At 49.8% G+C, this 24781-nt stretch carries 26 protein-coding genes; 20 read left to right on the top strand and 6 right to left on the bottom strand.

The genetic code is table 11. From position 1 onward, the window contains the following. Positions 1-207 precede the first annotated feature (207 nt). The 3 genes from ACFVU8_RS15865 to ACFVU8_RS15855 all read left to right on the top strand — a co-directional run bounded on the left by ACFVU8_RS15865 (position 208) and on the right by ACFVU8_RS15855 (position 2180). Positions 208-1161, top strand: coding sequence for a TRM11 family SAM-dependent methyltransferase (locus ACFVU8_RS15865; RefSeq protein WP_387428366.1), 954 nt, complete (start codon positions 208-210; stop codon positions 1159-1161). 42 nt (positions 1162-1203) lie between these two features. Beyond that, a complete protein-coding gene (locus ACFVU8_RS15860) occupies positions 1204-1821 on the top strand; it encodes an NUDIX hydrolase (protein ID WP_379465330.1) in 618 nt (205 codons plus the stop codon). A 206-nt stretch (positions 1822-2027) separates the two neighbouring features. Then, positions 2028-2180, top strand: a complete 153-nt coding sequence (locus ACFVU8_RS15855; RefSeq protein ID WP_175371189.1) for a hypothetical protein — start codon at positions 2028-2030, stop codon at positions 2178-2180. 93 nt (positions 2181-2273) lie between these two features. Here ACFVU8_RS15855 and ACFVU8_RS15850 read toward each other — a convergent pair whose 3' ends face one another. The 3 genes from ACFVU8_RS15850 to ACFVU8_RS15840 all read right to left on the bottom strand — a co-directional run bounded on the left by ACFVU8_RS15850 (position 2274) and on the right by ACFVU8_RS15840 (position 5265). After that, positions 2274-2747 carry an ASCH domain-containing protein gene (locus ACFVU8_RS15850; protein WP_387428364.1) on the bottom strand — a complete coding sequence of 158 codons (474 nt, stop codon included), beginning with the start codon at positions 2745-2747 and terminating at the stop codon, positions 2274-2276. 282 nt (positions 2748-3029) lie between these two features. Beyond that, positions 3030-5006, bottom strand: coding sequence for a ribosomal protection-like ABC-F family protein (abc-f, locus tag ACFVU8_RS15845; RefSeq protein WP_387428362.1), 1977 nt, complete (start codon positions 5004-5006; stop codon positions 3030-3032). 94 nt (positions 5007-5100) lie between these two features. Next, on the bottom strand, positions 5101-5265 hold the full coding sequence (locus ACFVU8_RS15840) for a hypothetical protein (protein ID WP_379465324.1): 165 nt from the start codon (positions 5263-5265) through the stop codon (positions 5101-5103). Positions 5266-5444: 179 nt separating this feature from the next. Between ACFVU8_RS15840 and ACFVU8_RS15835 the strand changes: the two genes are divergently transcribed. The 3 genes from ACFVU8_RS15835 (at position 5445) to ACFVU8_RS15825 (ending at position 8574) form a co-directional block, all read left to right on the top strand. Then, positions 5445-5822: a PH domain-containing protein gene (locus ACFVU8_RS15835; protein ID WP_066373304.1), complete on the top strand. Its 378-nt coding sequence runs from the start codon at positions 5445-5447 to the stop codon at positions 5820-5822. 216 nt (positions 5823-6038) lie between these two features. Continuing rightward, entirely contained in the window at positions 6039-7856 is a 1818-nt protein-coding gene (locus ACFVU8_RS15830; RefSeq protein ID WP_387428360.1) for an adenine deaminase, read from the top strand. Positions 7857-8121: 265 nt separating this feature from the next. Further along, a complete protein-coding gene (locus tag ACFVU8_RS15825) occupies positions 8122-8574 on the top strand; it encodes an IDEAL domain-containing protein (RefSeq protein WP_175371184.1) in 453 nt (150 codons plus the stop codon). A 55-nt stretch (positions 8575-8629) separates the two neighbouring features. Here ACFVU8_RS15825 and hemH read toward each other — a convergent pair whose 3' ends face one another. Beyond that, positions 8630-9679, bottom strand: a complete 1050-nt coding sequence (gene hemH, locus ACFVU8_RS15820) for a ferrochelatase (protein WP_387428358.1) — start codon at positions 9677-9679, stop codon at positions 8630-8632. 451 nt (positions 9680-10130) lie between these two features. On the opposite strand from hemH, the gene ACFVU8_RS15815 reads away from it, so the two are divergent. After that, positions 10131-12467: an FMN-binding protein gene (locus ACFVU8_RS15815; protein WP_387428356.1), complete on the top strand. Its 2337-nt coding sequence runs from the start codon at positions 10131-10133 to the stop codon at positions 12465-12467. A gap of 269 nt (positions 12468-12736) precedes the next feature. Then, entirely contained in the window at positions 12737-13693 is a 957-nt protein-coding gene (locus ACFVU8_RS15810; RefSeq protein ID WP_387428355.1) for a 3'-5' exoribonuclease YhaM family protein, read from the top strand. Positions 13694-13763: 70 nt separating this feature from the next. On the opposite strand, the gene ACFVU8_RS15805 is transcribed toward ACFVU8_RS15810, so the two are convergent. Further along, complete coding sequence (locus ACFVU8_RS15805) at positions 13764-14417, bottom strand: 3'-5' exonuclease (protein WP_387428353.1); 654 nt, start codon at positions 14415-14417, stop codon at positions 13764-13766. Positions 14418-14622: 205 nt separating this feature from the next. On the opposite strand from ACFVU8_RS15805, the gene ACFVU8_RS15800 reads away from it, so the two are divergent. Both ACFVU8_RS15800 and ACFVU8_RS15795 read left to right on the top strand, forming a co-directional pair. After that, positions 14623-14829, top strand: a complete 207-nt coding sequence (locus ACFVU8_RS15800) for a helix-turn-helix transcriptional regulator (RefSeq protein ID WP_379465312.1) — start codon at positions 14623-14625, stop codon at positions 14827-14829. Then, positions 14829-15152, top strand: coding sequence for a hypothetical protein (locus ACFVU8_RS15795; protein WP_387428351.1), 324 nt, complete (start codon positions 14829-14831; stop codon positions 15150-15152). Before ACFVU8_RS15800 ends, ACFVU8_RS15795 begins: the two co-directional genes overlap by 1 nt. 221 nt (positions 15153-15373) lie before the next feature. Here ACFVU8_RS15795 and ACFVU8_RS15790 read toward each other — a convergent pair whose 3' ends face one another. Further along, on the bottom strand, positions 15374-15919 hold the full coding sequence (locus ACFVU8_RS15790; protein WP_379465308.1) for a GNAT family N-acetyltransferase: 546 nt from the start codon (positions 15917-15919) through the stop codon (positions 15374-15376). Between the two features lie 265 nt (positions 15920-16184). Between ACFVU8_RS15790 and ACFVU8_RS15785 the strand changes: the two genes are divergently transcribed. The 10 genes from ACFVU8_RS15785 (at position 16185) to ACFVU8_RS15740 (ending at position 24768) form a co-directional block, all read left to right on the top strand. Continuing rightward, the gene (locus tag ACFVU8_RS15785; protein ID WP_379465307.1) at positions 16185-17078 is read left to right on the top strand and encodes a LysR substrate-binding domain-containing protein; all 894 of its coding nucleotides are present in this window, start codon (positions 16185-16187) and stop codon (positions 17076-17078) included. Between the two features lie 117 nt (positions 17079-17195). Further along, entirely contained in the window at positions 17196-17702 is a 507-nt protein-coding gene (locus tag ACFVU8_RS15780; RefSeq protein ID WP_379465305.1) for a GNAT family N-acetyltransferase, read from the top strand. Between the two features lie 17 nt (positions 17703-17719). After that, entirely contained in the window at positions 17720-18583 is an 864-nt protein-coding gene (locus ACFVU8_RS15775) for a transporter substrate-binding domain-containing protein (protein WP_175371176.1), read from the top strand. 36 nt (positions 18584-18619) lie between these two features. Next, positions 18620-19405, top strand: coding sequence for an amino acid ABC transporter permease (locus tag ACFVU8_RS15770; protein ID WP_387428350.1), 786 nt, complete (start codon positions 18620-18622; stop codon positions 19403-19405). Next, positions 19402-20112, top strand: coding sequence for an amino acid ABC transporter permease (locus ACFVU8_RS15765; RefSeq protein ID WP_066373334.1), 711 nt, complete (start codon positions 19402-19404; stop codon positions 20110-20112). The genes ACFVU8_RS15770 and ACFVU8_RS15765 overlap by 4 nt, the downstream gene beginning before the upstream one ends. Next, positions 20109-20861: an amino acid ABC transporter ATP-binding protein gene (locus ACFVU8_RS15760; protein ID WP_379465301.1), complete on the top strand. Its 753-nt coding sequence runs from the start codon at positions 20109-20111 to the stop codon at positions 20859-20861. The genes ACFVU8_RS15765 and ACFVU8_RS15760 overlap by 4 nt, the downstream gene beginning before the upstream one ends. A 12-nt stretch (positions 20862-20873) precedes the next feature. Next, the gene (locus ACFVU8_RS15755) at positions 20874-21890 is read left to right on the top strand and encodes an LLM class flavin-dependent oxidoreductase (protein ID WP_387428348.1); all 1017 of its coding nucleotides are present in this window, start codon (positions 20874-20876) and stop codon (positions 21888-21890) included. Between the two features lie 51 nt (positions 21891-21941). After that, complete coding sequence (locus ACFVU8_RS15750; protein WP_387428346.1) at positions 21942-23117, top strand: amidohydrolase; 1176 nt, start codon at positions 21942-21944, stop codon at positions 23115-23117. 2 nt (positions 23118-23119) lie between these two features. Next, positions 23120-24292 carry an N-methyl-L-tryptophan oxidase gene (gene solA / locus ACFVU8_RS15745; protein WP_387428344.1) on the top strand — a complete coding sequence of 391 codons (1173 nt, stop codon included), beginning with the start codon at positions 23120-23122 and terminating at the stop codon, positions 24290-24292. Further along, the gene (locus tag ACFVU8_RS15740; protein WP_379465296.1) at positions 24292-24768 is read left to right on the top strand and encodes a DinB family protein; all 477 of its coding nucleotides are present in this window, start codon (positions 24292-24294) and stop codon (positions 24766-24768) included. Before solA ends, ACFVU8_RS15740 begins: the two co-directional genes overlap by 1 nt. Positions 24769-24781: the final 13 nt, after the last annotated feature.

The raw sequence follows: 24781 nt of genomic DNA, 5'->3' as shown, positions 1-24781 counted from the left end.
TGGAGAACGCCAAAGTGAGCAAAAAGGATTGCAAAATGGAGCCCGCCAGCCCTTTTTTCCTTAATGCAGCGCCCCTTGACGGTTCTCTCCCAATTATTGATTACTAAGCAGTAACCATGATAGACTGGGTTAACCTAATTGGCGAAGCGCTGTACAAGCTGCATGGAGGTAAGAGGAACGATTATATGAACAGAGGATGGGAATATTTTGCATAAAGAGGTTAAAACACCTGCATTTATCTATACTTACGCTAGCTCAGTGGATGAAGAGTCCTTATGTGCGATGGAGCTGCGCTGCTTGTTTGGGCAGAACGTGGGTCCATCTATTTTTGCCAGCGATATTGAAGTGGACGTCAGCCGCAGCCCTTTTGTTAAGGAACGGATTGATGTTATGTATGCGGGCGACAGCTTGCCTGAGATCTATGAACAAACGGAACAGGTGCAGGTAGGGGAGAAGACGTTTAAAGTTATTTTCGTCAAGACCAACGATCTGACAGCTGAGAATAAAATCGAATATGATGAGCGCAGAGGAATTGAGCGGGAAATCGGTTTGCGCATTGAAGGCGAAGCGGATGTGAACTCTCCGCAGTTGGTATACGGCATTGTCACTTTGGGCGGACGCTGGTACTTCGGGCCGTACCATAAGAATAACGCGGATTGGTTCCGTCATATGAAAAAACCCCGCAGCTACTCCATTGCGCTCAGCACACGCGTGGCCCGGGCAGCGATTAACATGGGGATTCCAGACCCGCAGGGCATTAAGGCGATTGATCCTTGCTGCGGAATTGGTACGGTTATGGTTGAGGCTTTATCTATGGGTATCGATATTGTCGGCCGGGATATCAATCCGATGATTGCCACTGGAGCCAGAACGAACATTGCTCATTTTGGATATAACAGTGAAGTTACTCTGGGGGATATCGCTGATATTCAGGACCACTATGACGTTGCATTCATAGACATGCCTTATAATCTGTATTCCAGCATTACACCGGAAGAACAATTCTCCATTCTAACGAATGCCCGGCGGATTGCAGACCGTGCCGTGATTGTGGCGATTGAGGCCATGGATGAGATGATTACCGATGCGGGATTCACGATCAAGGACCGTTGTATTGCTAAAAAGGCGGGCTTTTCCCGTCACATCATGCTCTGCCAATAGACTGTACCCTGCGGAAGAATCCAAGGAGAAGAGGGATTATTCATGGAACAGAAATGGTTATCCTGGGCTAAAGAGATCCAGGCGATTGCTCAAACAGGTCTGGCTTATGCTAAAGATGTGTATGACATTGAGCGTTATCAGGCCCTCCGTGAGCTGAGTGTGGATATTCTGGCCCAATATTCTTTTGAGAGCAAGGAGAAGATCAGACTGGCTTTCGCAGGAGATGAAGGCTATTGCACGCCCAAAGTGGATATTCGGGGTGTAGTGTTCCGCGAGGACAAGATTTTGCTCGTTCGTGAGAAGCTGGATGGCAAATGGGCGCTACCCGGCGGCTGGGCTGATATTGGGCTTTCCCCGAGTGAGGTCGTCGTCAAGGAAATTGCTGAAGAAGCGGGCTTTCAGACTGAAGCCGTCCGCTTACTGGCCGTACTGGATAAAAAGTTTCATCAGCATCCTCCGGAACCTTACCATATCTACAAGCTGTTCATCCTCTGCCGAATTACCGGCGGTGAGGCTGCCGTAGGAGTGGAGACCAGTGGGGTCGCTTTCTTCGGGGTAGACGAGTTGCCAGAGCTTTCGGAAGAACGGAATACGAAGACTCAACTGCAGACTATGTTTGAATATTTGCAAAATCCCGACAAGGCAGTCATTTTGGACTAGGAGTCATGCATATAATGTATGACTTCCCGGTGTATAGACGTTTCGAATACCGGAGAGAATGGTTAATATCCATTATGTAAGCACTTACAATTTAAAAAACCGCTGAGCCTTTATATCTAAAAAAAGACTAAAATTTTTACTTTTTGGGCCAGGCGGTCTACATTTTTTCCTCTGCTGTGACGATAGATATTTTAGGAGGGGATCGCATGGAACAAGAAGAATTGAGACTTCCGTTGCAACAGGAGGGTGTGAAACGTCCTGCGGAAGGCAATATTGCTACCGGGCTGTTATGGGGCCTTCTGATCAGCATCCCGCTATGGATTTCGGTCTTTGGCTGGATTATGGGCATTTGGCGTTAGAACCAGCACAAAGTACACACTTATTCTATAACTTTAGCCGCATATAACAAAGGCTGCGCTCTTCGGTCCGAAGAGGCAGCCTTTTTGGTATTTTTAGAGGGTGTGGGATGGTGAGTAGACAACTTCAAAATTCTCACACAGGACCATTATCCCGGTGTCAAACGCTACATTCCAGAAGTTGGCCTCCCGAGAGAAGAAATCCTCATGGACAGCACGCCAATAGTCCAATGTCCGGTCGCCTTCCCCCTCGGTATAGGCAAATTCGGCACTAACCTCGTTAAACGGTAGAACGTCCACCTTCGTGGTTAGAATCACCGCCTTCGGCTGACCTAGCCCGTTCAGGAGAATGGCTTGGTCTCCAACGCGAGGAGGTGTTCCCCCTTCAAGCTCATACATTGCATAGTTAGAGGATGTTCCTGTCTTGATTCCCCGCAGCACGAGGTCCAGAAGCTCGTCGGCCATCTCCGGGCTATCGCCGAAGGCCCAGGCCACATAGTGATCACCAGCTTCGGGATGTACGCGGAGATATTCTTTCCAAAACTGCTCGATCTGTTCTGTGTTATTCATAGTATTCACTCCAGTGTTTTTTAGAGGGAGCCTTCCGTGTGCCAAAAGATGAGGGGAAGACGACTCTTCTCGCAGTCGTCTTTTTATCGCATCTTATCGCATCGAAACGTATCGCATCGAATTGAATCGTACCATATCGTCCTCTTATCATATCTTATTGTATCTATCGTATATCGCATCCAATAACGCTCTGCTTCAACGCTTGGGTTCAGCGTCTTTACTTCACGTTAAATACACAGTGTGCTCCGCGGCTTGTGTCAGATTGCAATCAGAGCTGCTGTGTTACTCAACAGCACCTTCAGCGGCTTCCATCCAGGCGGAGTAGAGCTCATCCAGCTTCTCCTGCGCAGCATCCCGTTCCTGCTGGAGTTCTGTGAGCGCAGTCGCATCGTTGCCGATTAGCGGGTCCATCATTCGGGCATCGATGTCTCCGAGTACCTGTTCCGCAGCAGCGATGTCCTGTTCCCAGGCGGCTTGAGAACGAGCAGGGCGAGAAGTGACATTATTGGATGAGGAACGGGTAGTATCCTTGGATGCTGCTCCAGTACCATTTCGCTGTGACGAGCCAGCAGCATTCTTGCCTGTTGCCGTAAGGTCTTGCTGGGACGCACTAGCAGAGGCCGCTAGTTCAGCCTGCTTCTCTTTATAGTATTCATAGTTCCCCTGGAAGACATGGAACCGGCCGTTTTCAATGCACCACAGCTTGCGGAAGCAGCGGTTGATGAAGTAACGGTCATGGGAGACGGCCAATACGGTTCCCGGGAATTCCTCAAGCGCTTCTTCCAGCGCTTCACGGGAATCGATATCAAGATGGTTAGTGGGCTCATCGAGAATCAGCAGATTCGGACGGCGGTGCATCAGTACCGCGAACCGCAGCCTGGTCCATTCGCCGCCAGACAGGTTCGCAATGTCTTTGAACACATCGCTTCCGTAGAAAAGGAAGCGGGCAAGCTGCCCGCGGGCTTCGCCTTCCTCGAGTCCTGCTTCTTCCCGGAAATACCGGAGTACGGATTGTCCCCCGTCACCAGGAACGGCTTCCTGGGCGAGATAACCGACTGCGGCCCGGGAACCCAGAGTGCAGCTGCCGCTGTCCGGAGTTTCTTCCCCGAGAACCATTCGCAGCAGCGTACTTTTCCCTGCGCCATTGCCGCCAATGAGGGCTGTTGTTTCGCCGTATCGCAGGACTTCACTGGCTTCCTTGAACAGCAGGCGTTCGCCGTAAGACTTGGCAACCCGGTCCAAGATCAGCGCCTGATTCCCGGAGCGGTCATTCTGCTCCAGCTGCAAATCCATGGTTCTGCGCTCCAGAATCGGGCGCTTCACCTTGACCATCCGATCGAGAGCCTTCTGCATGGAAGCAGCCCGGCGGTGGAAGCCTGGGTTAGGTGGATTGGAACGGTTGCCCCATTCTATCAGGCGTTTGATGCTTTCCTGCATTTGCTTAATTTTCTTCTGTTGCTCCTGATAATCCGCAAACTGCTGGAGCAGGCGTGTTTCTTTTTCTTTTTGATAGTCACTGTAATTCGTGTGATAGGTGATGGCTTCACCATCTTCAATCTCGATCACCTTCTTCACCAGCGCATCCAGGAAGTAACGGTCATGGGAAATCGCAATAATGGTGCCGTCATAGTCCTGCAAGAATTGCTCCAGCCATTCGATGGCCGCCATGTCCAAATGGTTGGTTGGCTCATCGAGCAGCAGCACATCAGGACGACGCAGGAGCAGCTCAGCCAGGCCGACCTTGGTTTTCTCCCCTCCAGAGAGGGAGGTGAAGAGACGGTCGTACTGCTCAGGTTGAATGCCTAGCCCGGCAGACACGCGCTGAATGTTGGATTCGATCTCATAGCCGCCAGCATTTTCGAACTTGTCCTGAAGGCTACCGTATTCCCGAAGTAGCCGGTTCCAATGTGCTTCATCGGTTTCTGCGTTCAAGAGAGACATCTCTTGCTCCAGTTCCCGCAAGCGATGCTGCCATTGCAGCGTCTCCGCAAAGCTGCGCTGCAGAATGTCATATACCGTGTCATTTTCCTGAAAATCTTGAATCTGCGAGAGCATGCCGACGATGCTGCCTTTACGGATTGAGATTTGCCCTTGATCCGGGCGTTCTCCGCCACTGAGAAGGTGGAAGAGCGTGGTTTTGCCACAGCCATTGCGGCCGATGAGGCCGATTTTCTCGCCTTGGCGAATTTCAAAGGTAACGCTATTTAGCACGAGCTCAGCGCCGTGGTATTTTTGGACATTTTGACATTGAATAATCATGGGTATTCTCCTTTTAGAACACCCTTCATCCGCCGTTACACCAATACAAAAAGACCGCAGGGAAATATCCCCGCGGTCTTGTCATCTCCGATAATTATATCCGTTCGGGTGATGGCAGGAAGGGCATTTCGCAATTGTGTAGTGTTATTGAGTTCTTGAAAATGGACAGACTTCTCCCGTTGTTGGCATTTTCATTAACGATGCCAGCCATTGCCAAAGGCAGCCGGCTAATAACACTGTTGGTCCAATTGCGATCCATCCTACCACACCTCCTTTTTTTGCAAATTTACATTAATAGTAATCAATTCGTCTGAAATAAGCAAGCCTAAAATTGCATATTCCTGGTTATTACCTCGAATGATTGCCGAAAATCCTAATAATATGAGTATATGACGGAAGGCGGTCGTCAAATTACAGGACAGAAATGGGGAAGGGCCAATGGCACTTTTTGACGGAATATTGGGCAATGCTTCACAGGTGGATCTGGCGGCAGTGCGCAAGGAATATGGTCAGATTCTGATCCTTGATGAAAAGATTGAGCGAGCCTACAAGCTGGTACGGGATATGTTTATTTTTACAGATAAACGGCTAATTCTGGTGGATAAGCAAGGGATGACCGGGAAGAAAACGGAGTATCATTCTGTCCCTTACAAAAGCATCTCCCATTACTCCGTCGAGACGGCGGGACATCTGGATCTGGATGCCGAGCTATGCCTCTACATTTCCAGCAGCACAATTCCTATTAAGAAGACGTTCAACAAAAACGTTAATATTTATGAGGTGCAGTCGGTCCTGTCGCAGTATATTTTGAAGTAGTTTTATGAGTGCTTGACGTACCGATAGGAACGTAAGATAATCGTTGGAACAAACCTGCTACTCAGGCAGGGAATAATCGGCGATGTACAATTTAACAAAACGTCTGCATCAGCGGCAAAACGGCTCTTGTCCCTTTCGGGATGAGATAGCCGTTTTTCTTAGAATACGGGCAGATCAGTTACGGGTACGCTGATAAATAACGAGGAGGAGATCACCATGACTTTTGAGAGAAAACCTTTGGCAGATTGTGTACCGGAGCTTGTGGCAACAGCCCGTGGTGACCGGCCGGCTACGCTGGTGATTACTGGCGGCAAGCTGGTGAATGTGATCTCCGGCGAAATTTTGGATGGGATGTCTGTAGGGATTCAGGGTGGACGTATCGCTTATGTGGGCAAGGATGTCTCGCATTTGATTGGCGAAGACACACAGGTCATTGATGCGAATGGAAAATATATTGCTCCTGGACTGCTTGATGGTCACTGCCATATTGAGAGCACGCAGCTAACTGCGACGGAATTTGCCCGCGCGGTGCTGCCGCTCGGGACTACCGGTGGTTTCTTTGATGCCCATGAGATTGCCAATGTTTTCGGGCTCAAAGGCATCAAGCTGATGCTGGATGAATTGCGCGGGACGCCGCTGGCAGGGTATATGCAGGTAGCATCTTGCGTGCCGGCAGCGGGACCGGAGTTCGAGACCACCGGTGCGGCAATTGGACCGGAGGAAGTAGCAGAAGCTTTTACCTGGGGTGAGGATGTAATTGCACTGGGCGAGGTCATGAATTTCCCGGGCGTTGTCTATGGTGACGAGAAAATGCTGGGCGAAATCCAGGCTACGCTGCGGGCTGGCCGGCAGGTGGACGGGCACTTTACTTGGCCGTCCAGTGACTGGAGACTTCCGGTCTATGCGGCAGCAGGTGTCACGGGAGACCACGAGTGCGTGACAGCAGAGGATGTTATTGAGCGCGTCCGGCTCGGTATGTATGCCAAGCTGCGCCGCGGTTCCGCCTGGCATGATGTGGCGAAGACGATCACAGCTCACACGGAGCATGGGATTGATCCTCGCCGGATCATGCTCGTGACCGATGACCGCAGCTCGGAATCCCTGCGTGATGAGGGGCATATGGATTTTGTGGTGCGTCATGCTATCGCTCAGGGTGTGAAGCCGGTGACGGCTTTCCAAATGGCGACGATCAACACGGCGGAGCGCTTTGGTGTGGCCCGGGATATCGGCTCCATAACGCCGGGTTCCTGTGCCGATATCATTTTGCTTGATGGCAATCTGGCAGATGTTAATGTTGTGCTAACTATCGCAGCAGGTGTCGTAGTGGCTGAGAATGGCGTAATGACAGCTCAGCTGCCTGCCTTCACCTATCCGGCGGAAGTAAGGGCTTCGGTCCACTTGGCGCAGCGCCCGACTGCTGATGATTTTATCATCACAGCTCCACTAGCATCGGGTACATTGTCCACACGGGTTATCAAGGTTCGGGAAAACCATGTAGAGACCATCGAGCGCATTCTTACCCTGCCCGTCGAGGATGGTAAGCTGCAAGTGGGTCAAGGCGACGGACTGTGTAAAATTGCTGTTCTGGAACGCCACAAAGGGACAGGCAATAAATCGGTCGGAGTTGTGGAAGGAATCGGATTCCATGAACCAGCGGCCATCGCCATGACCGTGGCCCATGACAGCCACAATGTTCTGGTTATCGGGAATGATGACGAGCTCATGGCACGTGCCGCGAATGCAGTCGCTGATGCACAAGGGGGAGTAGCGGTGATCACAGCTTCAGGAGAAACCTTGTTCCCGCTGGCAATCGCTGGACTGATGTCCGCCGAGCCGTTCGAGATCGCTGCCGCCCAGTCAGCGGCCATCAGTACTGCGCTCTATAACGCGGGCTGCACATTGAATTATGCTTTTATGACCTTGTCGCTGCTTGCGCTGGCAGTGATTCCGACCCTCCGCATTTCCGATAAGGGCCTGGTGCGGATTTCTCCGGAAGACGGTATACAACTGGTGCCATTGTTTGTACAAGATTAAATAGAAACAGTTGCTCCGTTAATAGAGTCATGATTCAAATATAACCGAAAAAGAGCTGCCATGTAGGGTGTTTTGTCCTACTGTGGCAGCTCTTTCTAATTTTAGTAATAAATTAGGCTGTGCCTGCTCATAAAAAGGATATATATTAAACAAATATAACAAAATTGAATCATTTTCTTTGTAAAAATAGTATAAAATCATTAACTATATAGATTGAACAAAAGATAGTAACGATATTTATTGAAAGAGAAGGGGTGCATCAGAGATGATCAGATTAGGAACGCAGGACATTGTGGATATTGCCATGAAGCAAATTGCCGGTATTTTCAAAATGGAGCCGCTCGAGCTGAGATTTGTCAATGATTTTCAAGGGGAGAAATATCTTCTGACCAATGACAAGCTGCACCTTAGCAACAAGCAATATTGGGCGAAGGTGATGGAATGTGTCTTCGAAGACCAAGTCAGACCTGTTCTGATGTGCGAAGTGCTATATTTTCTCCGTAATGAATTCTTGGAAAGTGAGATCCAGCTGAACTTTTCCTACGATTTCGCTGAAGGGGTGGAAGGGGAGGCCGAAGCCTCCGCAGAGATCTGCTTCAACGATTCACCTGAGCTTACACGGAGTGAAATTGCCGAGTTGATTGACGTGGCTCTGTCTATGCAGGATAAACAGTGGTTTGATGAATTAACTGACAAATACAAGCAACTGAGCGTCTAAGTAAGACGTCCAGTCCATAGAGCCGTTACCGGCAGTACAAGCCGTCCTTTCGGGATCAGAGATGATCTGCGGTAGGGCGGCTTGTGTGCGTTATCCAGCCCTGGGCGTTCTGCTCCACCTGATGGGTCAGAAAGGACAGCCATTCCTCCTCGGTATTTAAGCAAGGAAAAGTTGTGAAGTTCTCCTCTTGCCCGCCGCCTGCTACAAATAACTCACGTCCTTCTATAGCAAGCTCATGCAGGGTTTCCAGACAATCGGTCACGAGGCCTGGTGAGAAAATAGCCGGTCTTCGTATTCCCCGTCCCGCCAATTCGCCAAGTACATCTGCTGTTGCTGGTCCAACCCACTCTTCCCGTCCGAACCGGGATTGAAAAGTAAGCTGCCATTCTGCTGCTTCCCAACCCATGGCTTCAGCTAGCAGCCTTGCCGTCTCCTTGCACTGTTCCGGGTATGGATCGCCGGTGTCGGCATACCGCTTCGGGATACCGTGAAAGGTCAGGACATAATAATCGGGTTTGTCCGTCATCCCCTCCAATTGACGCTTGAGATGATCCTTCATGGCTGCGATGTAACCAGGTTCATCGTAATAAGCCTCCATGAACCGGAGGGCGGGTACAAATCGCTTCGATGCCGGACCACGCGCGCTGCGTCGTCCAAGTATAGCAAAGGCGGCTGCATCATACACGGAGGCGGTGGTCGTCGAAGAATACTGCGGGAATAGAGGAACGATAATGATCCGTGTCGCTCCCGATTTTTCCAGTTTGTGTACAGCCTGCTCCATACTTGGTTCACTGTAGGCGAGGCCTAGCTCGACCTGATAACGATTGCCCAGCAGTTGTTGCAGTCTAGACTGCTGCGTTAGGGAATGGGTGAGCAGCGGCGAGCCGTCGACTCCCCAAATCTGCCGGTATAGCTCCGCTGAGCGGCGGGGTCGGGTTCGCAGAATAATTCCGCGCAGCAGAGGCTGCCAGAGCAGTGGGGAATAGTCGATAATCCGGCGGTCGGACAGAAAACGCCGCAGGTAAGGACGAACTGCTGTGGCACTAGGTTCGGATGGTGTTCCAATTTGAGCAAGAATGACCCCGATGGGTGGTTGCTTGTTCACAGGGTCGATCAACTCCCTTCGTCGTGGCATCCAGTTAAAATAGCATACCTGACACGGATTGCACAATTAGTGTAATCACTGCAATTTACAGCAAGAAGAAAATGTAAGATATGAGAGGGAAAGAACTATAAATAGTAAATAACTAGAAAATAGTGATGTTTATTATAGGGGCTGTGATTTTATATACAGAGAACAAGGAGAGGAGTCTGATAACATCAAGCCAGAAATTGCCGCTGAGAGGCTTTTATCCAAACATGTGAATTAATTCACCTTTGTACTAATAGACATTTTTTGTGGGCGGCGGATAATGCGATTCGAATACTGGAGAGGGGGGATGGACTCTTATGGAGAAGCACGAGGTTCTTCATAAGAAAGCAATGAAAGCGCTGTGATCAAATTTATTTATAAAAGAGCTACATACTACTGGGGATTTGGTAAAGGAGAATACAGATTGAAAAAACAAAAATTTATATCATTGACTGTCAGTGCGGCACTACTGTTGTCGCCATTCGCTTACACACTTCATGTTCCGACTCTGAACCTGAAAGTGGACGCGGTGTCTGCAGCTTCGGAGGAAGCGCCAGCGGCGCCCGCCAAGCCTGCGGCAACGCCTAAAGCGGAGCCAACGGCCAAACCAACCGCCAAGCCAACGCCAAAACCAACGGTTAAGCCTACACCTAAACCAACGGAGAAACCGGCAGCAACACCGCAGCCTACTGTAAAGCCAGAAGCTACTGTTAAACCTGTGGCAACTGCCAAACCGGTCGTGACAACCCCGGCCAAACCTGAGGCAACGACCAAACCTGCGGCAACTCTTGTTCCGGCAGCAACCGCCAAACCAGTTGCTACCCCTGCTCCGACAGCAACTGCTAAACCAGTGGCAACACCGCAGCCTGTGACTGTTCAAGAGAACGTTTATGAAGACGGGATCTACGTGGCATATGGTAACGCCTACTCCAAAGGTACAGAAGGGGTCAAAGTTGCCATCAAGGACGGCAAGATTACCGATATTGAGCTGATGAGAACCAGTCCGAGCTTGATTGACCGTGATGCTCGCTACAATTACAGCGGCGTATGGCAGGCTTATAAGCTAATGCATGAAAGACTGCTCGGCAAAACAAGAGACCAAGCCGCGGCTGTGGATGCCGTATCTGGTGCAACGCGGACCAGTGATGGCTGGAAATTGTCCGTGGACAGAGCCTTTGAACGTGCACTTAAGGTGAAGCCGGACGATGCAATATATTTTACCGGCGAACATATGGGGATTGATCCCGAAAGAAAATACGCCGTATTCTCCACTTATGATGAGAACAAACTGGCAGCAGTGAAGGTATATCCGCTGAACAGTGCTGGCGATATTGTGGAAGAGAAAGCTTTTACACCGGAACAAACAGCCACTGTAGCAGCGATTACGCCTGCACTGCTGGGTAGCGGAACAGCCGCCAAGCCTGTTGCCGGATTGGAAGGTGATTTCAAGGCTGCAGTCAATGCTTTCTGGGATGCTGAGCAAAATGCTAAGATTAATAATTCTTCCGCTTATATCGACGGATTCTATTCTTCTTACGGAACAGCGAGAACTGTCGGTGTAGAAAGAGCGGATGTCATCATTCGTAATGGCAAGCTGGTAGATGTGAAGCTATACAGACTTGGTTCCAACCTGATAGACAGAGGCAATACCGCTTATGCTGACGTCGTTAAAGCAAACGCTCCAATGACAGCAAAGTTCCTGGCAAACGGGTCTTATATCAGTAATTACGATGAGAAGGTTGACGGGGTCTCCGGAGCTACTGAGAGCAGCCATGGCTGGAATCAGGCTATTGAAAGAGCCTTTGAGAAAGCGCTAAAAGATAAGGGCGAAGAGAAATATTTTGACGGCAAATTTGCTGGTGTAGATAACGGGTCCAAGCTTCTCCTATTGGTTGATCTTGCAGGAGATAAGGTAACCGGCGTGAAACTGAGTCTGTTCGGTGCTGACAAAAAGCTGATTGCCGATTACAAATTAACTGCTGAGCAGAAATCTGTTGTAGATCGTCTGACAGCGGACCTGGTAGCTAAAGGTGTTCAACTGGCAGACATCGCAGGCCAGGAAGCGTTGTCGGGAGCTGCAAGAGCTGCACTGACCGATGCGCTGTATAATGCGTCCAAAGAACAAGGCGCATATAAAGATGGTAAGTTCACCGCTTACGGCGATGCGTATGATAAAGGCTCCAATAGAGCTGATGTTACGCTGCGTAACGGCAAAATCGTAGATATCGCTCTTTACCGTGTAGGGATGAATCTTGTAGATAGAGGAGCTGCCGCTTACCCTGAGGTAGTCAAAGCTATTCCTCAATTAACTGAGAAGTTCCTGGCAGCAGGCACCAGAGAAGGTGTGCAAGATGTGGATGCTATCTCTGGCGCAACCAGCAGCAGTACAGCACTGAAGGCTGCGGTGGACAGAGCTTATGGTAAAGCGGAGGTTGTAGAGAAGGAAAAGGCTGCTTATTTCGATGGGATCTTTATCGGCGTAAGCAACGACAAACTTGTGAATGTGATGGTAACTACCAAATACGGCATTCCTGTAAAAATGATGGTTTACTATCTCGATAATAACGGCAATACCCGAAAAGAAGCTCAATTGACCGAAGCCGAAAGAGCAGTAAAGGCTGAGATTGAGGGCGGGTCGACCCCGGGACTGCATAAGTACGGATACCGTGCGGCAGTGTTCGGTAAGAATGACGCTGAGAAGGAAATATCCGCCAAGGCGATAGAAGCAATCAAATCAGCACTTGAAGCAGCGGGTAAATAAGGCTTAGTTAATTGTTATTTTGCAGCAAGGGGTTGTCTCAGGTCAGTAAAGCGGCCTGGGCAGCCCTTTTTGGTTTATATATTGCAGATTCACTTACAGTTGCACACACCAATGGGACCCTGAATTTGGCTGTATCCTGAGGTCTTTAACTTTTGGACAAATTTGCAGGCAGACGGTAATATAATAGTTTTAAAGGGTTTCAGGAGGTGAGTGTCTAACAGTATTATATACAGCAGGCCCCAGGCTTGTTATTAATGGGAGGCTTCAACATGACACTTATTAAACAACTGGCTCCACAGGATGAATTTGTCGGCTATTATATCTTGCGGGAGTTGGCAGTCAAACAAACAAACGGTACTCCTCCAAAGGATTATTTTGATATTATTCTCGGCGATTCCAGCGGGCAGCTGACCGCGAAGTACTGGGATGTTAGCGTGGCGGACAAAGAAACTTTTTTCCCAATGTCGCTGGTGAAGATTCGGGGGATTGCCCATACTTACCGTGAGAAGCTACAGGTTAAGATTACGAAGATCCGACTGGTTAATGAAGCCGACGGCATAGCGCTGACAGATTTTATCCGCTCTGCGCCGATCCGGCCCGTAGATCTGATTCATACAATCAAGAATGCGATGAACAGTATCGCCGATCCAGATATCGCTGCCATTGTATCCTTTTGTGTTGGCAAGGTGGAAGAGAAACTTATGCATTATCCGGCGGCCAAAACGCATCACCATGCCTATTTCGCCGGGCTTGCTTATCATATGGTCCGTATGCTGGAGATCGGTGACTTTCTCTGCAAGCAGCGTCCGTTCCTGAACCCGGATTTGCTCAAAGCCGGCATCATTCTTCATGATATCGCCAAGCCGGAGGAAATGATCTCGCAGCTTGGAATCGTATCGGATTATAGCGTGCAGGGTAAGCTGATCGGCCACATCTCCATGGCTTCCAACTGGATTACAGAGGCGGCGATCCGCACGGGTCTGGACTTGGAATCAGAAAAGGTGATGGCGCTGCAGCATCTGGTCTTGTCGCACCATAATCTGGGGGAATGGGGAAGTCCTGTTCAGCCGCAAACGGCCGAGGCGGTGGCCCTGCATCACATTGATGCGATGGATGCCAAGCTGCAAATGGTAGAGGATGCGCTGGATGCGACGCCTGAGACGGAGGAATGGACACCATTTATCCGTGGACTGGAGAACAAAGCGGTTTATCGGCTGAAAATTTAATAAGAAAGAACCCTCGACGAATGTTTGGGGGTTCTTTTTTTTAGATGATATATGGAACTATAGAAAAACTTTATATAAAAGAATTGATCGAAGCTGCCGATCTGCCAACACTGTCCTTCTTACGCGCACTTTTCTTCGGCTTCTTAGGAGCGGAGAAGGGCGTGTACCCGCCGGGATACATCGTTCCGCTTGCATAACCTTGCGCGCCGGCCAGAAGCAACGGATCATGCTGCTCCTCCCGTTCCATCAGCTTGAGCAGGATCGAAGCTGCCGCGCGGGCATCATCAAGAGCGTCATGGTGCTTGAGCGGAATGTCAAAATGATCTGAGATCACATTCAGTTTATGGGAGGGCAGATCACCCAGCATTTTTTTGCCCAGTACATAGGTACAAAGGTATTGAAACACCGGATAATCGAGATAAGCGCCGTCAAGACAATACCGCAGAACGCTCATGTCAAAAGAAGCGTTGTGCGCTACGATAATCTGTCCTTGCAGCAGTGGTTCTAGCGTAGGCCATAGCTCGGAAAAAGTAGGCTGCCCGGCTACCATAGACGGGGTAATGCCGTGAATGGCGATGTTCCAGCCATCGAACCGCTGCTGCGGATCAATGAGCCAGGAGTGCTCTGCTGTAATGAGGCCGCCGCGAACCTCTACAAGTCCTAGTGCGCAGGCACTGGATCGGCTGGCATTGGCCGTTTCAAAATCGATTGCTGTAAAATCCATGGGTAAAGCCCCTTTTCTATTATGTAGACTCTCCTGCACGAAGTGCCTGCATGTCATAGATTCAATTTTGCCAGAAAAGGCGGGCCGTTTCAAATGTTATCCTTCAATAACCTGATAGTTTGTTTCCAATACTTGACAAAATGTAACTACTTAATTACAATGTAAATGTAATCAGATAGTTACATTAAGTAAAGGGTGAATTACATTGATTGAAAATCGTATTAAAATTTTGCGAGCTGTACAGAATTGGACGCAAGCTGATTTGGCTGAACTTCTTGGGGTGTCGCGGCAGGCAATTATATCCATCGAGAAATATAAATATACACCCTCCCTGGAGCTAGCTTTCAAAATTGCAAAAGCATTTAATGTATCTGTTGATGAAGTATTTACATTAAAGGAGGATGTTAAATAATGTTTAGTCAAACAGTGATGCTAGTTTTGGTGATCGCATTGGGTATAGGACTTTTTGGTAATGTATTTTACCAGCTTGGTAAAAGTATAAAATATAAAAATGATGAACGCTGGCAATTGATTCAGATTAAAGCGAACAAAGTGATATATTGGTACCAAGGTTTAATTACAACAGTACTTGCTATTATATTGGTTGTAGATCTATTCAATCCTTTTCAAGTTAGTTTAAGTGTTTCGAACGTAGTGATAGGTGCATTTATGTTGCTGTTTCTACAATATACAGTTGAATTAATTTCCTTGATGTACCTTGATAAATCGTTGTAACAGCATGAACCGATCCATCACCATGTCATCTACCTAATGCAAGGATTAGTTATGGAAGTGCAAATACAAAATGAGCTGTTTATATAATAAAAAAGGGTATTCCATAAAGCCTTGAATGGCTTAGGAGTACCCTTTTGTGTATGTGACACAGTGGTTAATGACGCTCAGAAAAAATGCTCCCTGGCAGGATAGTTTCTGATTACTGGGTCTAAAGGTGTGCCTTAAGAGACGGCATTCTGTTGGAATTGCAGCTGATCGAAATCCAGGCGGAAGCCCTTAACGAGATGATCGCCGTTGTCAATATCTGTCTCATAGGCTCGCTGGAAGCCCAGCTTTTCATACAGCTGAATCGCCGACGCCATCATATCGGAGGTGTGCAGATTTAGGGTGCTTGCTCCAAGTTCAAGGCTGCGTCGTATCGATTCCTGAATGAGCAGGGTAGCAATTCCCCGTCCCCGGGCATTGGGGGAAACCGCGAGCAGGCGAATAATGGGGGATTCGATCCCCAGCTCAGGCTTGCCGTAAGCTGCCTCTGAGGAGAGGAACAACTGCACACTGCCTACAATCTGCCCATCTATTTCGGCAATGATCCGTGCTTTAGGTCGGTCGCCGTAGGCGGATTCCCGGATGGAGTTACTATATTCTTTCCAGGATAGTTCCGGCATAACAGTTGCATATTGGCTGTAAGCCTCCAGCATCAATTCGGCGATAGCCTCACGATCTTGCGCTGTGGCTTCACGAATACTCACTTCATGTATATGACCCATACGGTGCCTCCTTTGTTTGGCTATATTCTTTTTGTAAAAATGATTATAATACTAAATCCCGATAGATATAAGTGGCATTTAACAATTTTGATTAATAAATTGAAAATTTCAATTTGAAATGAAAGACAAAACGAAAATCCGTTGACAAAAAAATGAGGGATGACTAAGATAGATACAAAATCTCTATAGGTCGTTGCGGTCTTAATTCATTGTTAATCCATTGGAATAATTGAAATTATCGCAAAACGTGAATGGGGGAGCTCAAGTGAACATCGAAAATATTGAAGCCTTTGTCTATATCAATCATTATGGCAGTTTTAACAAGGCAGCGGATGTCCTTTTTATCTCTCAGCCTACGGTTACGGCTCGAATTCAGTCTCTGGAACGGGAGCTTGATAGCAGATTGTTCGACCGGCTGGGCAAAGTGATTCATCTTACGGATAAAGGCAGACAGTTCCTTCCGTACGCACAGCAAATTCTGCAAACCTATCAGAAGGGTAAGCATCAGCTTCAATCGAAAGGCAGAATTCCCAACGAGCTGCGCATTGGTAGTACCGTATCGGTGGCTAATTATTTATTGCCACGTCTACTGCCTCATCTCAAAGAGTGCTATCCACATATGAACTTTAAACTGACCACAGCCTCCACCGAGCATCTGATTGAGAAGCTGAAGTCGAAAGATATTGATCTTGCTTTTATCCGTAAAGTTGTGAATCCGGCTTTTCAAGCTTATCCGTTCTGCGATGATCCGATCTCTCTCTATGTTCATGAAGGTCATCGTTTGGCTGGTGCAGGGCGGGCTTCGATACAGGATATCCGCAATGAGCCGCTGGTATTTTTCGAGTGCGGGTCCCTGGATTGGCTACGGCTGCACCGAGTCTTTGAGAGTCTGGAACAGCCGCCGAACATTTTGTATCAAGTAGATAATCTGGAGACGGCGAAGAAGCTGGTGATCAAGAAAGCGGGAATTTGCTTCTTGCCAGCCCTCAGTACAGAGGAGGAAGTGGCTGCTGGAAAGCTGATTCCCGTGCAAATTGCTGAGACGGCAGGTATATCCCTGCGTACCAGCCTCATCACCCTGAATGGTGAGAACGCCGAATTCATTGCCACATTGCTAGAAGAGGGTGCGGTAAGCCCAAAGAATCAACTAATTGTATAAATGAATAGAAAAACTCTATTAGCGCATGACGGTCATGCAGTGATAAAGTTAATTGCACATAATCACTACTAAATCGATGGGGATTATAAAAATAAAAGAAGGCGGGGAGGACAGAGGATGAGCGAGGTATTTCGGCAGGCAGATCTTAAGGATGCAGAGCAATTGGTAGATATTATATATCGCGCCTATCATCTGATCCGTGAGCTCGGGCTGCACTGGCCGGCAGCAACCGCCGACCTGGCCCTGGTCCAGGAGAATGTAACGCTCAATGAGTGTTACGTATTGGAGAAGGACGGAGCCATCCTGGCGACAGTCACACTCTCCAAAGGAGATGAGATTAGTCAGCGTACTGGTATCCCTTTCGTCAAATGGTTCGCCGTCGATCCGAATTACAGCGGGCAGGGCTACGGAGGCAAGCTGCTGGATTGGGTGGAAGAGCATATCATTCATGACCGCCTGGGCTCCTCTGCCGTGACCCTGGCAACAGCCAAGAAGCATCCCTGGCTGGTCCAGATGTATGAGCGTCGCGGATACGAACGGTTCATGGAATTGGAAGGACGAGACGGGGACGGCTTGATGTACCTTTTGAAAAAAACGCTCCAATACAAACAACAGACTATTTAATAAAAGGGGATATAAAGATGAAGAAGACATTCGCACTGACATCGATACTAGTATTGGCACTGGCGGCCACGGGTTGCGGCTCTAACAACAGCACAAACAGCAAGGAAGGAAATTCAGCTGCTGCACCGGAAGGCGGAAAGACAGAGGCGGCCGCTAACACACCGGTAACCAAAATTATAGTGGGGACAGGCACTAAATTTCCAAAGGTCTGCTTCATTGACGAGAATGGTAAGCTAACAGGTTTTGATGTCGAGCTGTTAAAAGCTATCGACGAGCATTTGCCGCAATACGAGTTCGAGTTCCAGACTATGGACTTTAGCAACCTGCTGCTGAGTCTGGAAACGAAGAAAATTGATTTGGTAGCACACGTTATGGAGAAGAACCCGGAACGTGAAGAGAAATATCTGTTCAACAAAGAAGCTTATGGGCACTGGAGAAACCGGATCGTAGTAGATAAGTCTAACGACTCTATCAAAACACTGGATGATCTCAAAGGCAAGAAGGTCCTGGTCGGAGCGACCAGTGCACAGGCGCAGATCGTGGAGAACTATAACAAGGATCATGACAATGCCATCAATATTGTTTACCAAAATGGTGCTGCTAACGATACCGTCAATCAGGTGACCACTGGACGGGTGGATGCAACGCTTGCCGCGGATTTTGTACTGCCGGTGATTGACCCGCAGAGCAAGCTAAAGGCCGTGGGCGATGGATTGTCTTCTGCCGACATTCTGTATGTTCTCCGCAAGGATGATGCAGATGAGCAGAAGCTGTCCGATGCAATTGATGGAGCTATCAAGGACCTGAGAGCAGATGGGACACTGAAAAAACTGAGCACGGAATGGCTTGGTGCGGACGTGACTTCTGACACAGTAAACTAATCAGCATCCCTACACAGGGGAAGGGAGGGTGTCTTCATGGGTGCACCGTTTAATGTAAGTTTTGTTTTATCGTTTTTGCCGAAGCTGCTGTCCACTTTAGGCATCACGCTTCTGATAGTGGTCTGTGCATTGGTCTCCGGAATCATTGTCGGGTTTTTCGTGGCCCTTCCCCGATTGTACAAGGTACCTGTACTGAAGAACTTGTCAGAGATCTATATTTCCTTTTTCCGGGGAACACCGGTGCTGATCCAACTATTCCTGTTCTATTACGGGCTGCCTGAAATTCTGAAGCTTGTCCATATTGATGTCACTCGGGCGCCGGTACTGTTCTTTGTCATTCTGACCTACGGCCTGCATACAGGGGCATTCATGTCAGAAATGATTCGAGCTTCCGTAATGGCCGTGGACAAAGGGCAGGTAGAGGCCGCATATGCCACGGGGATGACCGGTTTTCAGGCATTTACAAGAATTATATTGCCACAGGCGTTAGCTATTGCCGTACCTGTCTTCTCCAATCTCGTTCTGGCATTGCTGAAGGATACTTCGTTGGCCTTTACGCTGGGGGTTATGGAAATGACGGGTAAGGCGCAGACGCTGGGCGCATTGACACAGCATTTTATCGAGGCTTATCTCGCGCTTGCCCTGATTTATCTGGTTATTAGCTTTACGATCGAGAAGCTGCTCCTCGTGGCAGAACGTCGCCTGATGCGGCATGAGGTGCGGGATAACCCGGAGAAGAGAACGTTTGGTATTCAAAAGAACAAATCCTTCCGGCGTATCATTGCCGAGCTGGAATCTGGTAAAGGAGGCGTCGGCCTGTGAAGCTGGACCCGTCATTTATATGGACCGCCTTCGTGCAGCTGCTGGGCGCTGTACCAACAACACTATATATCACGGTTGTATCCGTTCTGGTTGGTTTCATCATCGGTACGGCAGTGGCTCTGATTCGCATTTATAAGGTGCCTGTCCTCTATCCGATTGCAGTGGCGTATGTCACCTTTATCCGTGGGACCCCGATGCTTACGCACTTATTGTTGATCTATTTTGGGCTCCCGGTATTGATTGACGGGCTGTCGGCCTACTTCGGCTGGAGCTTCCGGTCGGTTAATATGCCGATGATCGGGTTTGCCTATATTTCGTTCTCCATCACTGCGGGTGCTTATATGTCCGAGGTAGTCCGTTCCGGTCTGCTGGCAGTAGATAGAGGACAGATTGAAGCGGCTCATTCCGTGGGTATGACTACGCCTCAGGCACTGCGGAGAATTGTATTCCCACAGGCGCTGGCAGCGAGCCTGCCCAACCTGTCCAATTCTGTTATCGGGATGCTGCACGGATCAACGCTGGCTTTTACCGTATCGGTTGTGGACATCAATGCCAAGGCAGAGATTGTGGCTTCAACGAACTGGAAGTTTTTTGAGGCCTATGTCGCAGCGGCACTTATTTTCTGGGGACTTACGGTGCTCATTGAGCGTCTGACTGCCGTGATCGAAAAACGGATCAATCTGTACAATCGAGGTGGAGTAGCATGATCAAGCTGTCGAATATATCGAAGGCTTTTGGCCGAAATCAGGTATTGAATAACATTAATTTGACGGTGACTAAAGGTGAGGTTGTCGTTATTCTTGGACCCAGCGGTTCGGGGAAGACGACACTGCTGCGTTGCGTGAATTACCTGGAGAAGCCCGGTGATGGCGAGATTGCTATTGGTGACTTCAGTGTGAACTGCAAACATGCGCGGAAGAAGGATATTCACCAGCTTCGGCAAAAAACGGCTATGGTCTTTCAGCAATACAATCTCTTCAGGCACAAGACAGCTTTGGAGAATGTGATGGAAGGATTGCTGGTAGTGAAAAAGCTTCCCAAGGAGGACGCCAAGCAGCGGAGCATTGCCCTGTTAGAAAAAGTAGGTCTCGGGAATAAGCTGGACGCTTATCCCAGCCAGCTCTCCGGCGGACAGCAGCAGCGTGTCGGTATTGCCCGCGCATTAGCGCTAGAGCCTGAAGTCATCCTGTTCGACGAGCCGACCTCTGCGCTGGACCCGGAACTGGTGGGAGAAGTATTGGCCGTTATCCGCAAAATCGCCAAGGAAGGCATCACAATGATTGTCGTGACGCATGAAATGGGCTTTGCCCGGGATGTGGCGAACCATGTGGTCTTTATGGACGGCGGTGTCATTGTTGAAGAAGGTACACCTGGTGAGGTCTTTAACCACCCGCGTGAAGAACGAACGAAGCAGTTCCTGAAGCGAATTACACCGGAACTCAATTATTCCATTTAGGAGGTATTTCCCATGACGATAACGATAAGCGTATTAGACCAAAGCCCGATCTATCCAGGAGAGACATCAGAGGAGGCCCTTCATCATACGATTGCTCTGGCGCAGTTATCCGAGCGGCTGGGATTTCGCCGTTTCTGGGTATCAGAGCATCATGATTCTGAGCAGGTAGCCGGTTCGTCACCGGAGGTGCTAATCTCGCATCTCTTGGCCAAGACCGAGAGCATCCGCATCGGTTCAGGCGGCATTATGCTGCAGCATTATAGCCCCTACAAGGTGGCGGAGAACTTCAATGTGTTGGCCACTCTGGCTCCGGGCCGGGTCGATCTAGGCGTCGGACGCGCACCTGGAGGACTTCCACGCAGCACACAGGCGCTGCAGCAGGGAACGCCCAGCACAGCGTCACTGACGGAGAAGATTGTAGAGCTGGAGAAATATGTACACAACACGCTTGAGGAAGATCACCCACTGTTCGGTTTGAAGGCAGGTCCGATCCCAGCGTCTCCACCTGAGATTTATGTGCTCGGTGCAAGTGTCGCAAGTGCGGAGATTGCCGCAGAGCTGGGACTACCTTACGTGTTCTCCCTGTTCATTAACGGGAATGAGGAGGTCGCGCTAGAGGCGATTCGGACGTACCGCAACGGTTTTAACACCGCGGATGGAAAACAACCGCAAGCGATTATTGGGCTGTCGGTGGTTGTGGCCGACACTGCCGAAGAAGCGGAAGAACTGACCAGTGCACTGAAGCTCTACAAAATTCATCTGGCCAGCGGAAAGTCGCTGACCGTAGCCAGTCAGGATCAGGCGGATGAGTTTATCCGTCAGAGCCAGGAAGAATACACAATTGAAGAGAAGGACGCGGTAATCTTGAAAGGAACTCAGGAAACTGTACGCGAACAGCTCCTGCACCTTCATCAAGCATCCGGTGTTGATGAATTCATTGTAACTACAAATGTGCAGCCATTCGAGAAGCGGCTACGTTCATTTGAACTGCTGAGCGAAGCCCTGGCCGGAGTGACAGCTGAGGCTTAGCTGTGCAGGCTGCATAATCTTAATATAGTTTTTTGAAAGGAGGCAGGGTCATTGACAAGTCCAGTAGCAGTATCCAAGGCTGAGGCCATAAGTGAACAGTTGATTGAGATCCGTCGGCATTTGCATCGGCATCCTGAGCTGTCCCATGAAGAAGTGGAAACCACGAAATACATCACCTCCCTGCTGGAAGAGGCAGGAATCAGAATTATAGATTACGGGCTGAAAACCGGAGTCATCGCTGAAGTCGGCGGTCTGCAAGGAGGTCCGGTAGTTGCTCTGCGCGCCGATATCGATGCATTGCCGATTCAGGAGGAGACCGGGCTACCGTATGCCTCGGTATACCCGGGGAAGATGCATGCCTGCGGACATGATTTTCATACGGCTTCATTGCTTGGAGCCGCGTTTCTGCTGAAGGAGCAAGAGCAGGAGCTGAAAGGAACGGTTCGCTTCCTGTTCCAGCCAGCCGAAGAGAAGGCAAAAGGTGCTCTGCAGATTATAGACAGCGGTGCGCTGGAAGGCGTTAGCGCCGTCTTCGGAATTCACAACAAGCCTGAGCTGCCGGTGGGAACGATCGGCATCAAAGGCGGTCCATTAATGGCCGCCGCCGATGGATTCAGAATAACAGTGACTGGAGCCGGAGCGCATGCGGCTGTGCCTGAATCAGGTATTGATCCCATTGTAGCGGCGGCGCAAATCGTTACGGCACTGCAGACGGTTGTAAGCCGTAATGTAAGCCCGCTGAACAGCGCTGTGATCAGTGTAACCAAGCTGCATAGCGGGAACGCCTGGAACATTATCCCGGAAACGGCGGTGCTCGGCGGTACGATTCGTACGTTTACTGAAGAGGTGCGATCCAAGGTTCTGAAGCGGTTCGTTGAAGTTACGGAAGGCATAGCAGCAGCGCTGGAAACGAAGGCGACTGTGGAGTGGATCGGGGGCCCGCCGCCGACGATCAACGATGATTCCCTGGCTCAGCTGGCCAATGAGACGGCAGCTGCCCTGGGACTGAATGCGGTGACGCCGGAGCTTTCACCTGCGGGTGAGGATTTTGCCTTTTATCAACGAGTCGTCCCTGGACTGTTCGCCTTCGTAGGCACCTCCGGGACCCGGGAATGGCATCATCCTGACTTCAATCTCGATGAACGGGCACTGCCGCTTACTGCAGGATTCTTCACAGATGTCGCGAGGCGCTATCTGGAGAGCCTGTCCACGGAAGCGCAAGGCTGAGCATGAGTGGCCCGATCTACGATGTGATCATCGTTGGCGCCGGCTCCATGGGAATGAGCGCCGGTTATCATTTGGCCCGCAGAGGTGTTAAAACGCTTTTGATTGACGCGTTCGATCCGCCGCATACCGAGGGCAGCCATCATGGCGAGCCGCGATTGATCCGGCATGCTTATAGCGGAGACCCTGCTTATATTGATCTTGCGCTCCGGGCGCAGACGCTATGGGAAGAGGCAGAAGCAGAGAGCGGAACGGAGCTGCTGGTAAGGTCCGGCGTGTTGAATCTCGCGGACACTTCTGTCTATTCCTTCAGCGACCGGCTTCATGAAGCGGAGCAGCGAAGGGTGAGAGTTGAACGGCTTGCTGCGGAGGAAATTACCCGCCGCTGGCCGGGACTTACGATACCGGATCATTTCGAGGCCATGTATGAACCGGATGCAGGATATTTATATAGCGAACGCTGTATTACTGCGTATCGCCAGCTTGCATTGGCCCATGGTGCGAAGCTGCTGGTGAATACACCTGTGCTGGATGTGACTGCCACGGAAGGTGGCGTCACCGTCCATACGAAGGATGGCGACTTTCACGGAGCCAGCGTGATTCTTAGCGCTGGAGCCTGGTTTCAGTCGTTGTCGCCCTTTATCCATCTGCCGATCCGGGCGGTTCGCAAGGTGGTTGGCTGGTTCGAAAGTACACCGGCTTTTGATGCCGGAACCTTCCCGGGCTTCACGTTGGGTACGACTGAAGGCGGCTTTTATGGTTTTCCGAGTATCGGCGGTGCCGGACTCAAGATTGGCCGGCATGATACCGGGCTGACATGGAAGCCGGGAGAGCCATTATTGCCCTTCGGCAGTGAGGACAGCGATGAAGGTGATCTGCGCCGCGTGCTGGAGAAGTATATGCCGGGTGCAGCCGGAAGGCTGCTTAAAGGGGCGGTATGCAAGTATGAGCATTCGCCGGATGAGGATTTTATTATCGACAGGCATCCGCTGCACAGCCATGTGCTGCTAGCCGGAGGCTTTTCGGGACATGGTTTCAAATTTTCCAGTGTGGTCGGCGAAATTTTGGCAGACCTCGCTATCGATGGGCGTTCGCGCCATGAGATCAAACCGTTTTCGTTATCGCGTTTTGATACGCGAAAGAAACCGGAAGACAATGTTATTTTGGAGGGGACATAATGAGCATTGTGAATATAGAGGGTTACCTGAACACTCATCAGCAATTGGTTCAAGCAATAGAAGGTCTGACCGAGGAACAGTTGAAATGGAAGGCTGAGCCGAAGAGTTGGAGCGTGACAGAAGTTCTGGCCCATCTGGCGGATCATAGTATCGTTATCTCTTTCCGTATTCGTGACATTCTGGCCGATACGAAGGTGCAACTCCCGGCATTCGGGCAGGATGCATGGGTAAGTGGCCAGCATGCCAATGCGGGCAGTGCCGGAGATAGTTTGGAGCTTTTCCGTAGCCTTTTGCAGTATAACAGTCTTCTATTTGGACGGCTTAGTGCAGAAGAGTGGGAGAAAAGTGGCATTAATTTCAAAGGCGACAAGGTGCGGATCGTTGATATCGTAACCAGCTTTACTAACCATGTTCAGACGCATTTGGGTCAGATTGAGCGGATTAAAAAGGGAGCCGCCGCAGCGGCGGTATCTTAAACCAGTAACGGTT

It is taken from the genome of Paenibacillus sp. NPDC058177 (genome assembly GCF_042883835.1).
GTDB lineage: Bacteria > Bacillota > Bacilli > Paenibacillales > Paenibacillaceae > Paenibacillus_AQ > Paenibacillus_AQ agri.
This window is presented reverse-complemented; position numbering and strand designations above follow the sequence as displayed.

What these genes read in the sequence shown, in the direction of transcription:
- ACFVU8_RS15860 (WP_379465330.1), top strand. Translation starts at nt 1,204, where the DNA reads ATGGAACAGAAATGGTTATCCTGGGCTAAAGAGATCCAGGCGATTGCT.
- ACFVU8_RS15855 (WP_175371189.1), top strand. Translation starts at nt 2,028, where the DNA reads ATGGAACAAGAAGAATTGAGACTTCCGTTGCAACAGGAGGGTGTGAAA.
- ACFVU8_RS15850 (WP_387428364.1), bottom strand. Translation starts at nt 2,747, where the DNA reads ATGAATAACACAGAACAGATCGAGCAGTTTTGGAAAGAATATCTCCGC.
- abc-f (WP_387428362.1), bottom strand. Translation starts at nt 5,006, where the DNA reads ATGATTATTCAATGTCAAAATGTCCAAAAATACCACGGCGCTGAGCTC.
- ACFVU8_RS15840 (WP_379465324.1), bottom strand. Translation starts at nt 5,265, where the DNA reads ATGGATCGCAATTGGACCAACAGTGTTATTAGCCGGCTGCCTTTGGCA.
- ACFVU8_RS15835 (WP_066373304.1), top strand. Translation starts at nt 5,445, where the DNA reads ATGGCACTTTTTGACGGAATATTGGGCAATGCTTCACAGGTGGATCTG.
- ACFVU8_RS15830 (WP_387428360.1), top strand. Translation starts at nt 6,039, where the DNA reads ATGACTTTTGAGAGAAAACCTTTGGCAGATTGTGTACCGGAGCTTGTG.
- ACFVU8_RS15825 (WP_175371184.1), top strand. Translation starts at nt 8,122, where the DNA reads ATGATCAGATTAGGAACGCAGGACATTGTGGATATTGCCATGAAGCAA.
- ACFVU8_RS15810 (WP_387428355.1), top strand. Translation starts at nt 12,737, where the DNA reads ATGACACTTATTAAACAACTGGCTCCACAGGATGAATTTGTCGGCTAT.
- ACFVU8_RS15805 (WP_387428353.1), bottom strand. Translation starts at nt 14,417, where the DNA reads ATGGATTTTACAGCAATCGATTTTGAAACGGCCAATGCCAGCCGATCC.
- ACFVU8_RS15795 (WP_387428351.1), top strand. Translation starts at nt 14,829, where the DNA reads ATGTTTAGTCAAACAGTGATGCTAGTTTTGGTGATCGCATTGGGTATA.
- ACFVU8_RS15790 (WP_379465308.1), bottom strand. Translation starts at nt 15,919, where the DNA reads ATGGGTCATATACATGAAGTGAGTATTCGTGAAGCCACAGCGCAAGAT.
- ACFVU8_RS15780 (WP_379465305.1), top strand. Translation starts at nt 17,196, where the DNA reads ATGAGCGAGGTATTTCGGCAGGCAGATCTTAAGGATGCAGAGCAATTG.
- ACFVU8_RS15775 (WP_175371176.1), top strand. Translation starts at nt 17,720, where the DNA reads ATGAAGAAGACATTCGCACTGACATCGATACTAGTATTGGCACTGGCG.
- ACFVU8_RS15770 (WP_387428350.1), top strand. Translation starts at nt 18,620, where the DNA reads ATGGGTGCACCGTTTAATGTAAGTTTTGTTTTATCGTTTTTGCCGAAG.
- ACFVU8_RS15760 (WP_379465301.1), top strand. Translation starts at nt 20,109, where the DNA reads ATGATCAAGCTGTCGAATATATCGAAGGCTTTTGGCCGAAATCAGGTA.
- ACFVU8_RS15755 (WP_387428348.1), top strand. Translation starts at nt 20,874, where the DNA reads ATGACGATAACGATAAGCGTATTAGACCAAAGCCCGATCTATCCAGGA.
- solA (WP_387428344.1), top strand. Translation starts at nt 23,120, where the DNA reads ATGAGTGGCCCGATCTACGATGTGATCATCGTTGGCGCCGGCTCCATG.
- ACFVU8_RS15740 (WP_379465296.1), top strand. Translation starts at nt 24,292, where the DNA reads ATGAGCATTGTGAATATAGAGGGTTACCTGAACACTCATCAGCAATTG.